Origin of the sequence: Neorhizobium sp. NPDC001467, from assembly GCF_050275975.1 — a bacterium.
Lineage (GTDB): Bacteria > Pseudomonadota > Alphaproteobacteria > Rhizobiales > Rhizobiaceae > Neorhizobium.
The window spans coordinates 577,850-591,500 of the sequence record NZ_JBNNPS010000002.1; the positions used below are offsets into that span (position 1 = coordinate 577,850).

At 59.1% G+C, this 13,651-nt stretch carries 14 protein-coding genes; 7 read left to right on the forward strand and 7 right to left on the reverse strand.

Going from position 1 to position 13,651, the window contains the following annotated elements:
- Positions 1-59: 59 nt before the first annotated feature.
- From ACQKKX_RS07450 to ACQKKX_RS07480, 7 genes are all read right to left on the reverse strand, one after another.
- Positions 60-1,175: a Gfo/Idh/MocA family protein gene (locus ACQKKX_RS07450; protein WP_427569892.1), complete on the reverse strand. Its 1,116-nt coding sequence runs from the start codon at positions 1,173-1,175 to the stop codon at positions 60-62.
- A 132-nt stretch (positions 1,176-1,307) separates the two neighbouring features.
- Entirely contained in the window at positions 1,308-1,751 is a 444-nt protein-coding gene (locus tag ACQKKX_RS07455) for a DUF421 domain-containing protein (RefSeq protein ID WP_427569893.1), read from the reverse strand.
- Between the two features lie 10 nt (positions 1,752-1,761).
- Complete coding sequence (locus ACQKKX_RS07460) at positions 1,762-2,268, reverse strand: hypothetical protein (RefSeq protein ID WP_427569894.1); 507 nt, start codon at positions 2,266-2,268, stop codon at positions 1,762-1,764.
- Positions 2,269-2,913: 645 nt separating this feature from the next.
- On the reverse strand, positions 2,914-3,879 hold the full coding sequence (locus ACQKKX_RS07465; protein ID WP_427569895.1) for a DUF3618 domain-containing protein: 966 nt from the start codon (positions 3,877-3,879) through the stop codon (positions 2,914-2,916).
- Positions 3,879-4,295 (reverse strand): phage holin family protein, encoded by a 417-nt coding sequence (locus ACQKKX_RS07470; protein WP_427569896.1) that lies wholly within the window; start codon positions 4,293-4,295, stop codon positions 3,879-3,881. Before ACQKKX_RS07470 ends, ACQKKX_RS07465 begins: the two co-directional genes overlap by 1 nt.
- Complete coding sequence (locus tag ACQKKX_RS07475) at positions 4,288-4,827, reverse strand: nutrient deprivation-induced protein (RefSeq protein WP_427569897.1); 540 nt, start codon at positions 4,825-4,827, stop codon at positions 4,288-4,290. The genes ACQKKX_RS07470 and ACQKKX_RS07475 overlap by 8 nt, the downstream gene beginning before the upstream one ends.
- A 354-nt stretch (positions 4,828-5,181) precedes the next feature.
- Positions 5,182-6,366 (reverse strand): ROK family protein, encoded by a 1,185-nt coding sequence (locus ACQKKX_RS07480; RefSeq protein ID WP_427569898.1) that lies wholly within the window; start codon positions 6,364-6,366, stop codon positions 5,182-5,184.
- A 114-nt stretch (positions 6,367-6,480) separates the two neighbouring features.
- Here ACQKKX_RS07480 and ACQKKX_RS07485 point away from each other — a divergent pair, with 114 nt between their 5' ends.
- The 7 genes from ACQKKX_RS07485 to ACQKKX_RS07515 are packed head-to-tail and all read left to right on the forward strand — an operon-like array spanning position 6,481 to position 13,596.
- Positions 6,481-7,518, forward strand: a complete 1,038-nt coding sequence (locus tag ACQKKX_RS07485) for an SIS domain-containing protein (protein WP_427569899.1) — start codon at positions 6,481-6,483, stop codon at positions 7,516-7,518.
- Positions 7,518-8,474 (forward strand): N-acetylglucosamine kinase, encoded by a 957-nt coding sequence (locus tag ACQKKX_RS07490; RefSeq protein WP_427569900.1) that lies wholly within the window; start codon positions 7,518-7,520, stop codon positions 8,472-8,474. The genes ACQKKX_RS07485 and ACQKKX_RS07490 overlap by 1 nt, the downstream gene beginning before the upstream one ends.
- Positions 8,475-8,488: 14 nt before the next feature.
- Positions 8,489-10,090: an ABC transporter substrate-binding protein gene (locus ACQKKX_RS07495; protein ID WP_427569901.1), complete on the forward strand. Its 1,602-nt coding sequence runs from the start codon at positions 8,489-8,491 to the stop codon at positions 10,088-10,090.
- Positions 10,091-10,105: 15 nt separating this feature from the next.
- Positions 10,106-11,134, forward strand: coding sequence for an ABC transporter permease (locus tag ACQKKX_RS07500; protein ID WP_427569902.1), 1,029 nt, complete (start codon positions 10,106-10,108; stop codon positions 11,132-11,134).
- Positions 11,131-12,027 (forward strand): ABC transporter permease, encoded by an 897-nt coding sequence (locus ACQKKX_RS07505; protein WP_427569903.1) that lies wholly within the window; start codon positions 11,131-11,133, stop codon positions 12,025-12,027. Before ACQKKX_RS07500 ends, ACQKKX_RS07505 begins: the two co-directional genes overlap by 4 nt.
- A complete protein-coding gene (locus ACQKKX_RS07510; protein ID WP_427569904.1) occupies positions 12,014-12,862 on the forward strand; it encodes an ABC transporter ATP-binding protein in 849 nt (282 codons plus the stop codon). The genes ACQKKX_RS07505 and ACQKKX_RS07510 overlap by 14 nt, the downstream gene beginning before the upstream one ends.
- Positions 12,859-13,596 (forward strand): ABC transporter ATP-binding protein, encoded by a 738-nt coding sequence (locus ACQKKX_RS07515; protein WP_427569905.1) that lies wholly within the window; start codon positions 12,859-12,861, stop codon positions 13,594-13,596. The genes ACQKKX_RS07510 and ACQKKX_RS07515 overlap by 4 nt, the downstream gene beginning before the upstream one ends.
- The last annotated feature ends 55 nt before the right edge of the window (positions 13,597-13,651 follow it).

Here is a 13,651-nt window from a genome sequence, read left to right on the forward strand (position 1 = left end):
CGCCATGTTCCTTACCGATTGAAGAGGCAAGCATGTCGGGAGGTTACGGATGCTTCCGCCTATTTCGACTGCGGAATAATGTTGATCATTTCATCTTCTGCGGGCTGTTTGGCAGGCTTCAGTTTCAGCGCCTGGTCAGCAGCCACATGACGGCTTCGGGATGCCGGCGGGAGGCTCACCGTCTCTCCGGTTCGCAAGGACGTTTCGACCGCGGCAAGCACCCGCATGTCCATCAGCCCTTCCTCGCCATCGGCTTCGGGTTCGCGATCGTTGAGGATGCAGTCAGAGAAGTACTGCGTTTCATTTCCGAATTGCTCGACCGGCTCGAACGCATGCTCTTTTTCGCCCTCATCGGTGATCTCCTTATAGGCGATGCCGACGGACGGCCCGAACATGAAGCAGGGCGAGGCTTCGATCGTTGCCTTGGTGCCGACCACCGAGAAGTTTTCAGCCGAAGCGGTCGCGTAGCTCACCGTAAACTGGGCCGTGCGTTCCTCTGGGAACAGCAATGTCACGGCAACCGTGTCATCGAAGTTGAAGCCGCGGTCCTTGGTCTTGGTTCCGACCGCGTGCACCGCGATCGGCTCAGCGCCAAAGAGGTTGCGAACCGCATTCAGCGGGTACGTACCCATGTCCGGTACCGGTCCACACCAATAGTCGTTATGGCCACGCGAATTCTCCTCAGCGACGTTCTGCGCGAAAACCGACGTAAACGATCTGAGATCTCCGAAATCGCCAGCTCGGGCGCGCGTGAACAACTCGACATTGCCGGGCTCGTGGTGAAGCCGGTAGGCAATCATCAGTTTTGCGCCAGTCTTCTTCTGTGCGGCGAGAATCTGCTCCGCTTCCTCGACACTGGACGCCATCGGTTTCTCAAGAAGGACATGGATGCCTGCTTCAAGTGCGGCGACTGCGAACGGCGTATGCAGGAAATTCGGGGTGGCAACATAGACGGCGTCGATATCACCGGACTTCAGGAGCTCGTCGTACTGCTCGTAGGACCAGGATTTGATCGCATATTGGCCGGCCAGCTTGTCGGCTTTAACAGGATCGCCGGTGACCAATGCGGCCAGCTCGGAGTTGTCGGTCTGTTTGATACCGGGCATGAAAGCTTGCTGGGAGATTTGGCCGCCGGCGACGACGGCGTAACGGATCTTCTTTTCGGGTGTCGGCATTGTGCTCTCGGATATTGCTTACCTGGGGGAGCAATGCTGTCGGATGCTGCATTGCACATGGCTAATGCAACAATCCGTCTGATGTTCCGACATTCCCGTCGTCAGCCAGAACGTCCTACGCCAAACATCTGTCTACGAGCCTGGTATGATGCTGACCGCACCATCAGCTTCGAGCACGGCCGACTTGATCTGTTCTAGACGCTCGAGCCCCTGGTTCTGGCGCGCTGCCGTCAACACGTCATCAAGGCTTACGCGCGCGCGATGGAAAGCACGGAAATCCACCTTGCCATCAGAGATGAGAACGGTCGGAGCGCCGTCCATATATCTTGCGGCGCCCGGCGCCCAACGCTTGAAGTAGGATAGGCCGATGTCGATCCCGAACAGAACGATCATAAGAACCACGGCATTGGTAATCGAGAAGTCGTCTCCCAGCAGTGCCTGTTGTGTGGTTTCCGATACAACCAAGAGCAAAACCAGATCGAACGGGGTCATCTGGGCAACAGTGCGGCGGCCGGACAACCGCAAAATGACGAGAAGAATGAAATAGATCGAAGCGCCGCGGATAACGGTTTCCATGGTGGTGGCCTCAGGGTAAGACGTAAGTCGTTAGAGCGGTCGATGCATCACCATCGACTGTTACGCTGAATCCGTTGCGACCGACCGACTGTGCCCGGATATGCATGGTTACTAGGCCACCGTTTGAGTCAGCATTCCCGAAAATCAATATCTGACCACGATCGCTAATGGTGGTTTCGCTGGGTTCCGGTTGGACATCTTCGAGCTGAAAGGCTTTTGCGAAGGCGGGCGAAAGCGTGACCATTCGCTCGGTGACACCGTCTCTTGGCCTGAAGGCGATTTGCAGTTCGTCTGCAGTCTCCCATCGCGCCACGCGAGGATAGGAGATCACCGCATTGCTGCTTTCTGCGGACGCGGTTGCTAGCGGCCCCCCGGCCCCGGTCAATCCAAGAAGGGCAGCGACTGTAACAATTGCAAACGCGACCCAGGCGATACGTTCTATTTTCCAGAACCGCTTCTGAAATCGACGATGCTCTTCTAGTTGCAGCCCATCCGGCCGAAGTCGCGGTTCCTCCATGATATCCCTCCTTGCTTCGCATTCAGTTAGTGCCCTCGATGCGATCATCCAGACGAAAGCGATGGAACAACGTGCTTTGCGCAGCCCTCTCTGCCAGAACATCTTCGGAGATCCGACATGAGTGCTCGTCCTGGAAAGTCTACGTGAACTGTTGTCGTGGGAGCCCTATTCAGTTGGATCGAGTGAACCAAGGACAACTGCGCGCCGGGGCGACTTGAAATCCTATCTGATGGATGAGGCTAACTGGCTTAGCCCCCGGCGCATCAGGCTTGGGATGGAACGCGACAAATACAGCGGATAGATAGTTCGCCACGAACCCGAGTTCAAAGCTCTGCACCGCCTCGCGGTTGAGCTCTTGCTGCGTCGTGAATTCTGGCGCCTGAACTGGGACATGGGTCCGGCTAGATTGCCAGCGTCGTGCAATCCAAATGCCAATAGACCCAATAGGGGAATGAGAGAGCGGCCAAGGAACGCCATCGTCAATGCGTGAGCCCTTTTAGGACTCCTCGGCAGAGCATATTCAATTCGACTAGCAAATTGGAGCAAAAATTTTCATCGGCATTAAACGTAAGCCACTGCGGCACGGTGAAGTGGCCAAACACCCGCCCGATCAAATTGTCGGGCGGGTGGGTTCTCAAACCTAGGTCAGAACGTTTTCGGACCGTCTACCGCGTCGGTCGAACCGGTTTCCTTTGCGACTCGATCTCGGGCGGCATCGTGAACATCGGATGCCACGTTTACTGCTTTCTGATAAACCTGAGACGCTGCCTCGCTGGCTTTGTCGACTGTTTTAGAAACTTTGGCCGATACAGAACCCTTCAGCTGGTCGGCGGTCTCTCCGAGAGCTTCGTCTTCGGTTTGCGTGTGAGGCAGAGCGGCTCCGATAGCTGCTCCAAGGGCAAAAGCAAGCGCCCCGCCGACGAGCGGCTGATCCTTGAAGTGCTTCAGCACGGCTTCATTGAGCTGAGAGCCCATATCGGTTGCACTGCTGCTTGCATCGGACAGTTGCTGCCTAGCTTTGCCGGCCGAGTCGGTGATTGACTGCCAGGTGTCGGATACCCAACCGGAAGCCTCATCGAAAAGGTTTCCGGCCTCGTCACGGATATCATGGATTTGGCGACCGGTCGCATCTGCAAAACCGCGGTAGGTCTTTCCACTGGCATCAATGAAATGCCCCGCGCGACGGCCCGTCTTGTCGGTCAGGGCTTTGAAGCGGCTTCCGCCGGCGTCGCTGAAGTGGCTATAATGCGCATCGCCTTCTGCCTCCGGCGGACCGATGCGACGCAGATTGCCGGTGGTGGTGGCGAGAGGGTAAGTTTCCTCCGAGCTTTGAGCATAGGAAGCCACGCTGGTCTTTGGTCCCGCCATCAGCCACGCAAGGCTGACACCCATAAGGGCCAGCGGGATCGGGTTGTTTTTGATAGCAGCTCCGAAGTTTGATGCATATTCGCCGCCGCCGCTCGACTTAAGGTAGGCGAGTCCTTCATCCACGAGTTGACCCGGCGACATTCGTTGCTGAATTGCGTCGAGCCGCTCCTCGATGCGCCGGCGGTCCTGTGCTATTTCGTTTTCGATCTCTGCAGATCGCGAGTTGTCTGACGTGTAAGCCATTAGGTTCTATCCTTTACGATCTGGGCGTCGCGCTGCAGCGAGGCGGACGTGCGCTCGAGCTTGAGATTTTCGCCCTTGAGGACTTTCAGTCCGCGCGAAGCGAGGCCCCAGGCAATAAGTGCGACGGCAACCCCAACGACGACCGATGACAACGCGTCAGCGTTCGGTTCCGTCATGCCCTGCGAGACGAGCAGCGCAGTGATCCCGTTGACCAGCGCGGCCAACAACACACCCACCGCACAAATTGCCAGAACGATGCCTGCAGCGAAGGCTTCCACACCCGTCAAGGCATGCGACACCTTCTCGGACGCTTCCGTTTTTGCGAGCTCGACTTCTTTACGGAAAAGGCCGGAGATGTCGCCGACCAGGCCGGTGACTAGCTCCGGAAGGGAACGGTTATCGGTTGAGTTAGTCATATGCGCGGCCCTCCGTAGTGGTCAGGCTGGTGGGTGCGACAGAAGTCGATGGAGCTCTCGACGCGGGCAGTTGGCCTGAGACAGCGCCATCACGTGTCGACGCGGCTGATTTGGGAGCCGAAGACGTCAGAAACCGGCTAGCGGCGAGACCGGCAATGGCAGCCATGCTCAGAAATGCGAGGGGCTGCTTGCGGCCGAAGTCCTCGGCCATGCCAGCGATTTCGCTCAAGCTGCGGTCCTCAATACTGCGGGACGCGCTGCGCAGATTGGTTCCAAGATTGCGCGTAAGATGGCCAATGTCGCGATGGTCTCCGCTCTCAAGTTCAGAGGAGACCTTTTCCAAAGCATCGGCAACGCCGGCGAGTTTGTTAGCCAGGACGTTCTTTTGTTCGGTCGCTGCATCTTTTGCGTCGTCCGATATGTTTGTTGCAGCTCGGCCGGCGTAGTCAGATACTGATTGGATATCATCGCTGATTTTCTGCTTCAGCTCCGAGGTTGTTGACCCGGGTCCGGTTTCTTGAGGACTGATCATGACGCTCTCCCACGGTTTGGCTCGTTGATGAAGCCTACTCAACACAAGGGAAATCCGATTGTTCCTCTAAAACAGCCATACGTCGTATGCTCATATATATTTCAAAGCGTCGGCGACCCCGTCGCCGGCTGTCGTAAAGCACGGTACCCGGCTTTATGATCGCTCACTGCCTATCCGCCGTTCGGAATCTGGAAACCTGAATTGCCTTTAGCAGTGACATTAGCTGTGAAACTGTCCAACAACGCTACCAGAACACGTCCTCTCGCTCTTGAAGGGACATGAACCATCGATCTGCGGCTCGTCTAAAAACATGAGATTTTGCACGCGTCGGTGCAGCTCAGTGATGATGCCGCCTCACAACGGCATGAGAGTAGGCCGGGCCGACAGCGGCTTGTGGAACCGCGCAACGATGTGGCCGATCGCCAGATCCTTCGCCAGCAGGCATGCGCCCAGAACGGTCGCCTCAGCACCTTTTTTCGATATTTCCAGCTGCGTGTCCTGGTTACGGCTCTGGAATTCATCGACGATGATCTGGGCAAAGGCCTCGTTACGGGTGAGACCGCCACCCAGAACGATGATCTCCGGATCGAGAATGGTCGCGGCAGTCGCGGCAAGGCGCCCGAGCGCGACGCCCTGCTCCGCCATCAACATCCTTGCCGTCTCGTCACCGCCGGCTGCCAACAGAAAAAGTGCTTCCGGCGAAGTGGGCTTGCCGACACCCGAAAAGGCGCTGGATACGGACTGCATGAGCCCGAACGAACCGTACCTCCGTTCAATTGCATCAACCCCGGAAACAACGTCGTTGCTCCAGGACAGTGGTATCTGTGCAAGCTCACCGCTTCCGCCCTGCCCGCCCCTGATCAGCGCGCCGTCTGCAAAAAATCCGAGACCAATACCAACACCGATCTGCATGTAGGCCGCATCATCATGCCCACGCATCAGCCCATCCTGATGTTCGGCGACAGCGGCGCAATTCACGTTGTTTTCCAGCAGGAACGGAACGCTGCGCGGCAAAAGCGAAGCCACCACGAACATTTCTGCAATCTCAAGCGCCAGCGGACGCGGCCTGCCCTCGCGCACCAGCTGGCGGGGCACGACCTGATTGAGTGCAAGCGCGACCGCGAGCGGCGGCGTTTTTATCGCCTTCAGCGCGACAGAGTTCGCAACAAGTTGTCCCGCCAGCCCGCCAAGCTTCACCGCGCCTTCCTCGTGCTTGCGGCTTTCATGCGCCAGAATGCGGCCATTGAGCAGACGGGCGGAAAAACTGACCTGGGTCGAGCCGATATCGACACCAAGAATCCAGCCTGCATCGTCGCTCACGCCGTAGACGATTGTAGCACGCCCACGTGCACCCTGCTCTCGACGCAATTCGCAGACCATGGATTTCGCGGTCAGTTCCGTCAGCGCCAGAGTAACCGTCGGGAAGCTCAGTCCGGCGGTTTCGGTAAGTAGCTTTCGTGTCGCCTCGCCAACATCCAGAAGATGCGAGAAAACCAGCTGCGCCACTTCCGAGAGGGTACGATCCGCAGCAGCGCTCATTAATTTCTCCATCAAATCACACCCTTGTGTAACCGACACGGCGATTTCGCAAAAGGTGCTTGACGCACTTATTAAAGTCGATAACTTTAATTTATCTCAGGGAGGGGTGGAGAATTGAATACGACGGTTTTTCCCGGACGCGAATGGATTTCGGCGCAGGCATCTTATGCTACCCAGGCCGACGAACTCATCGCGATGGTTGACAGGCTCGACGATCAGCTCCGTCAGGTGCACCTTGAAAAACCGGCGCGTGTGTCCGTGGTCGGCATAGGTGCAAGCCACGCGGCCGCCGCCACCGCCGTTTATGAAATGCGTCGCCATGGACTGGATGCTCACCGTTTTCTCCCAAGCGAGCTTCCGGCAGGACTGTCGGGCCATCACGGCCTGACAGTCCTGATTTCCCAGAGCGGCCGCAGCGCCGAGGTTGTCGATCTCGTGCGCCATGGCGCCACCGCCGATCAAGTGGCAATTACCAATTACAGCCCCTCTCCGCTCGGCACATTATGCGAACGGGAGATCAACCTCGGCAATCTTTCCGACAGTTCCGTCTCTTTCGTCAGTTTCAGCGGCACGATGCTGGCGCTGGCCATGCTGCTCGACCAATGGACGGACCGGAACCGGACTGGACACTGGAAGCAACAGATCGCGCTGGCGGCCGAAACGGCTGATCGCCTCGACGCTGAAATCCGCGGCATGGCGGAAATGCTGCTTTACTCTGCAAGTATCGATATCGTTGCGCCTGCTCCTCTGATGTCGGTGGCGGAAGAAGGCGTATTGATGCTGCGTGAGGGGCCGAGGCTTTTTGCGACGGCGATGGAGACGCGTCAGTACCTGCATGGCCCGATGGATGCAGCCGGTCCGGGCGCCCATCTGCTTTTCGGCGGAACCCGCGAAGCACAGCTTGTTTCGCAGCTTTCCGAGCGGACGCAACGCCTTGCCTTGGTCACCGGTGCGAACACGATTGCGGATGCCGGCCACGGCCACCAGCTGGTTCTTCCATTCGACTTCAGCGATCCCCTGCCCTTTGCTATCGCCTCCACGTTTATTGCCCAGAAACTGACGCTTCACGCTGCCGACATTCGCGGCTTCGACATTAACGAGCCAGCGTTTCAGCGGATCGACACCAAAACTGACAGTTTGACGAATATATAATGAACGATCTTCAGACCCCTCTGCTTGTCGGCATAGATGCCGGCGGCTCCAAGATGCATATCCAGATCGCCTCGGCTCTGGACGGCCATGTCTTGGTCGACGAGGTTGAGCCGAATACCGGTTGGGCCACTCTGGACGACGCGACGCGCGCCGACACTCTGCTCTCCGTCGTGCAGGCCTCGACCGCAGCTTACGGACGACCTGTCGTGATCGTGGCCGGCGTCCATGGCAATGACAGCCCCGAACAGGAGGCTGTCCTGCGCGCACCGCTCGCGGCCCGTTATCCGGTCGTGCGCATTCTCAACGATTCCAATCTCCTGATCCTTGCTTATGGCAAATCCTCCGGCACCGGCGTGATTGCAGGCACGGGGTCATCTGCGACAGCGACCGTCGGAGACGCAGCATTGACCGTAGGCGGCTGGGGCTGGATTTTTGGCGACGAAGGTGGTGCGGTCGGTATCGTCCGTGATGCGGCAAAGCAGGTTCTGGACGCGTATGACAAGGGTGAGCAGGATCTGCTGAGCGACGACCTTCTGGCCCATTTCGGCGTCGATCACCCGCATGGCCTGACTCATGCCTTCTCGACCATCGATCCGCGCATCTGGTCGCAGGCTGCCCGTCTGGTGTTCGAAGCCGCCGAACGTGGCTCCTTGCGGGCGCGAAAAATCATCGATGATCATGCGCTCGCGCTTGCCGAACTCGTCGCGCTTTTGCAGCGACGTGGCGGCGATGTGGAGACAGTCGTTTGCGCCGGCGGCGTCATCACCGGCCAACCCGCACTTTTCAACGCGTTCACCCGAGAAGTCCGCCGCCTGCTCGGCGCTTCAACGGAAACCGCGCTTCTGACCGATCCACCGGTCAGGGGCGCGCTTAATCTTGCCAGACATATTCACATAGCGTTGCAAACGGGAACTACGAAGACCGATCAGCCTGTGGCAGATCGCGTTTCAATCTGAACGGAGGACATTTCATGCAGCATTTCAGCTCCAAGCTGCTGGCGGGCGTCGCCTTCGCCATCGCGCTTTCCACGGCATCGGCCACCATGGCCGAAACGCCAAAAAACCAGTTGGTGATCGGCACCTCGCTGGCGCAGGTCCTGTCGGTCGATCCGCAGCAGGGCACCGAAGCCAAGACGCAGGAAATTCTGGCGGGCGCCTATGACCGTCTGGTCTATTCCGATGACGCCGACGGTAACACCGTCAAGCCGCAGCTGGCCGAGCGTTGGGAAGTCGATGAAAAGGGCGTCACCTTCCATCTGCGCGATGCAGAATTTGCATCCGGCAATCCGGTTACGGCGAACGATGTCGTCTTTTCGCTGGTACGTCTTCTGAAACTGAACCAGTCGGCCTCGCAGTATCTGAAAAGCGCTGGCTACACCGCCGACAATATCGAGACGCTCGCCAAGGCCGTTGATGACAAGACGTTCCGTATCGAACTGACCGACCGCGTCATCGCCGAGGACCTGATCTACCGTCTTGCCATGGGCGTCTCGAGCGTGGTCGACAGTGTCGAAGTGCAGAAACACGTCAACAACAACGATTACGGCAATGAGTGGCTGCGCACCAACACCGCCGGCTCCGGCCCGTTCGTGCTGCGCCGCTGGGTTCCGAACGAAACCGTCATTCTCGAAGCCAACAAGTCCTATTGGGGTAAGGCACCGACCATGACGCGCGTGATCATGCGCCACGTGCCTGAAAGCCAGACCGCTCGCCTGATGCTGGAACGCGGCGATATCGACATCGCCAACGCGCTGAGCGCGCCCGATGTCAAATCCTTCATGACCAACACGAAGTTCAAGATCGAGCAGATCAAGATCGGCGGTTTCTTCGTTCTTGCCATGAATGCGGGCAAGGAGCCGCTTTCCAACCCGCAGGTTCGTGAAGCGATCGCTTACGGCATCGATTACAAGGGCATTGCCGACACGATCCTCGGACCCTACGGTCGCCAGCGCAACGTGCCGGTTCCGGAAGACTGGAAGGGCGCGATCGCCAACCCGGACTATTCGCTGCAGCCGGAAAAGGCCAAGGAAATGCTGGTCAAGGCCGGTTATCCGGACGGTTTTTCACTGACGCTGAAGACCATCGCCCAGGCTCCGCGTGTCGATATCGCCACGGCGCTTCAGGCAAACCTTGCGCAGATCGGCATCAAGGTCGAGATCAAGCAGGGCAATGGCGCCGATATCGTCGCCTCGCACCGTGCCCGAGATTTCGACCTGCTTCTGCCGCAGGCAACCGCCGTCATGCCGAACGCGCTTGGTTCGATGAACGACTTCGTCACCAATCCGGACAACCGTCTGGAAGCCAAGAATGCCGGCAATTTCGTCTGGCGTTCGGCCTGGGACATCCCGGAACTGAACGACCTGCGCAACAAGGCCAACAGCGAGCGTGACGAAGCCAAGCGCGCCGACATGATCAAGCAGTTGCAGGAAATGTTCATTGCCCAGAAGCCTGCGGTTCTGCCGATGTTCGAATCCTTCACGCCGATCGTTCTGAATGCCGGCGTGCAGGGCTATGCCACGAACCTCTGGTCGCTGAACCGACTGGAGAACGTAACCAAGACTGACGCGAAGTAAGCGAGACGGCCGGTCATGAAGGAATTTACCCTTTTGGAAGTCGCGCGGCGGCTGGGACAGCTGGTGGTCAGCCTGTTCGCACTGCTTGTCGTGACCTTCGTGATCGGCCGGGTTCTCCCGACCGATCCGGTCGGCGCGATCGTCGGCGAGCTGGCGGACCCTGCCGCATTCGAAGCGATGCGGCAGAAGCTCGGCCTCGATCTGCCAATCTACCAGCAATTCTGGATCTATGTGACTTCGCTCCTGCAGGGCGACCTCGGCACGGCGATCCTGACCGGCAATCCGGTCACCAAGGATCTGGCGCAGGCTTTTCCGGCAACCTTTGAGCTGGCAACGCTCGCCGTCATCATCTCGACGGTCATTGGCGTGCCGCTCGGCATGGTCGCCGCCTTCTACCGCGACACCTGGATCGACCAGTTCGCTCGTGTGATTTCGCTGGTCGGACACTCAATCCCGGTCTTCTGGTTTGGTGTTGTTGGTCTGGTGATCTTCTACGCGGGCCTTGCCTGGGTCGGTGGACCGGGCCGCGTCGATACCTACCTCGACGGCCTGATCGAACCGCAGACGGGATTGCTTCTGGTCGACAGTCTTCTGGTCGGCGATACCGAAACCTTCTGGAATGCGGTCCACCACATCATCCTGCCGGCCTGCATCCTCGCCTATTCGGCCATGGCCTACATTACCCGCATGACCCGCAGTTTCACGCTTGAACAGCTGAACCAGGATTATGTGACCGCGGCCCGCGCGAAGGGTGCATCCAGCGCCCGCATCGTCATCGGCCACCTTCTGCCCAATATCGCCGTACAGCTCGTCACCGTGCTCGCCATTTCCTACGGCAACCTCCTAGAAGGCGCGGTCGTGACGGAAATCGTCTTCTCCTGGCCCGGCATCGGTCAATACATGACCAATGCCCTGATGATCGGCGACATGAACGCCATCCTCGCCGGCACACTCATCATCGGCGCCATCTTCATGGCTTTGAACTTCATTTCGGATCTGGCCTATCTGGTTCTCGATCCCCGCACCCGTGAGGTGACGCAATGAGCGCGCAACATCTCCCCACCGAAACCGTCACCCGTCCGCGTTCGGCCATCCTGTCGGCACTGGCGCCGATCTGGGAAAAGCTGTCGCGCGAGCCGGTTGGTCTTTGCGGTTTCTTCGTTCTCCTCGTGCTTCTGGTCTTCGCGCTGTTCGCACCGCTGATCGCACCTTACGATCCGGCAGTACAGAACCTGCAGGCGGCCTTCCAGCCGCCAAGCTGGTCGCATCTGGCCGGCACAGACGAATTCGGCCGCGACATTTTCTCGCGCCTCGTCTACGGCGCGCGCATCACCATCTCGACCATCCTTTCCGTCACCTTGATCGTCGGACCGATTGGTCTGATCGTCGGTGTTGTCTCCGGTTTCGTCGGCGGCCGGACCGATGCGATCCTGATGCGTTTTACCGATATTGTTCTATCCTTCCCGTCGCTGATCCTCGCGCTCGCCTTCGCCGCAGCCCTCGGCGCCGGTCTCGGCACCGCAATCGTCGCGATCTCTCTCACCAGTTGGCCGGCGATTGCCCGCCTTGCCCGCGCCGAAGCGCTGATCGTGCGCAATACCGATTATGTTGCCGCAGCTCGTCTCTACGGCGCCTCACCGATGCGCCTGCTTTTCCTCTATATCGCGCCGATGTGCATTCCCTCCGTGGTCGTGCGCCTGACGCTCAACATGGCCGGCATCATCCTCACCGCCGCGTCGCTCGGCTTCCTCGGGCTCGGCGCACAGCCGCCGGCTCCGGAATGGGGCGCCATGATTTCGAGCGGCCGCAAGTTCATGCTGGATCACTGGTGGGTTGCGGTCATGCCCGGCCTTGCCATCCTGATCACCAGCCTTGCCTTCAACCTTGTCGGCGATACGCTGCGCGACCTTCTGGATCCCCGCCATGCACGCTCCTGACCTCGACACCATTCTTTCGGTCAAAAACCTTTCGGTGCATTTTGGCCGCTATGCGAAACCCGCCGTCGATGGCGTCAGCTTCGATCTGAGGGCAGAACGTCTCGGCATCGTCGGCGAGAGCGGTTCCGGCAAATCGACGCTCGGCCGCGCCGTGATGCGGCTCCTGCCGCCGATCGGCCGTGTCACGGCCGATACGCTCACCTTCGACGGCATGCCGGTTCTGGCAGCAAAAGAAAAACACATGCGGTCGCTGCGCGGCAACCGCATGGCGCTGATCATGCAGGACCCGCGGTATTCGCTGAACCCTGTCCTGCCGATCGGCAAGCAGGTGGCGGAAGCCGCTATCCTGCATCTGAAAGTCGGCAAGGCCGAAGCCTACAAGATGGCGGCGACCATGCTCGAACGCGTGCGTATCGCCGATATCGAACGCACGATGAAGCTTTATCCGCACCAGATTTCCGGCGGCATGGGCCAGCGCGTGATGATCGCCATGATGTTGCTCGCCAAGCCGCGCATGGTCATCGCCGACGAGCCGACATCCGCGCTCGATGTTTCGGTGCGCGGCGACGTGCTGAAGCTGCTCGATGAACTGGTGCGCGAAAACAATGCCGGCCTGATGCTGATCAGCCATGACATCCGAATGGTTGCTGCCTTCTGCGAGCGCATCATGGTCATGTACAAGGGGCGGGTCGTGGAAACACTGACAAGCCTCGAAGAGGCGCAACATCCCTACACGCGCGGCCTGATCGCAGCGATGCCGGACCTGCATGCGCCCGTACGGCGCCTCAAAACTCTCGATAGAAACGCCATCGACGCGGTGGAGGCACGCCCATGATCGACGTTCAGGATCTTTCCGTTTCCTTCGGAAGCGGTGCCTCGACAAAGCAGGTCGTCAAGGGCGTCTCCTTTTCGGTGGCCAAAGGCGAAACACTCGGCATTGTCGGCGAATCCGGCTGCGGCAAATCGACGGTCCTGCGTTCGCTTGCCGGTCTCGACCGCCACTGGACGGGAACGATCGATCTTGCCGGCACTAAGGTCGACAAGGTGCGTACCCGCGAACAGATGCTGCTGACGCAGATGGTGTTTCAGGACCCCTACGGCTCCATCCATCCCCGCCACCGCATCAGCCGCATTCTGGCCGAACCGATCCGCGCCATCGATCGCGGCAAGGGCTGGGACAAGGTCGCCGCAGCACTCGAGCAGGTCGGCTTGCCGGCGGCATTTGCCGATCGTTTTCCGCACCAGCTGTCCGGCGGCCAGCGCCAGCGCGTGGCCATTGCCCGCGCCCTGATGCTGGAGCCGGAGATCATCCTCCTCGATGAACCGACTTCGGCGCTCGACGTATCGGTCCAGGCGGAAGTGCTCAACCTGCTGGCCGATCTCAAGGAAGCACGCAACCTGACCTATGTTCTCGTCAGCCATGACCTGAGCGTGATCGCCCATATGTGCGACCGTGTCCTGGTGATGAAGGCTGGTGTCTTTGTCGATGAACTGACGAAGGACGACCTTTATCAGGGCCGCACCCATCACGAATATTCGCGCATGCTTTTCGAGGCGAGCGCCCTTTAAAAAACGGCGGTTCTGCCTCGGTGGAGCCGCGCTCATTCAGATCGATAAACATGAC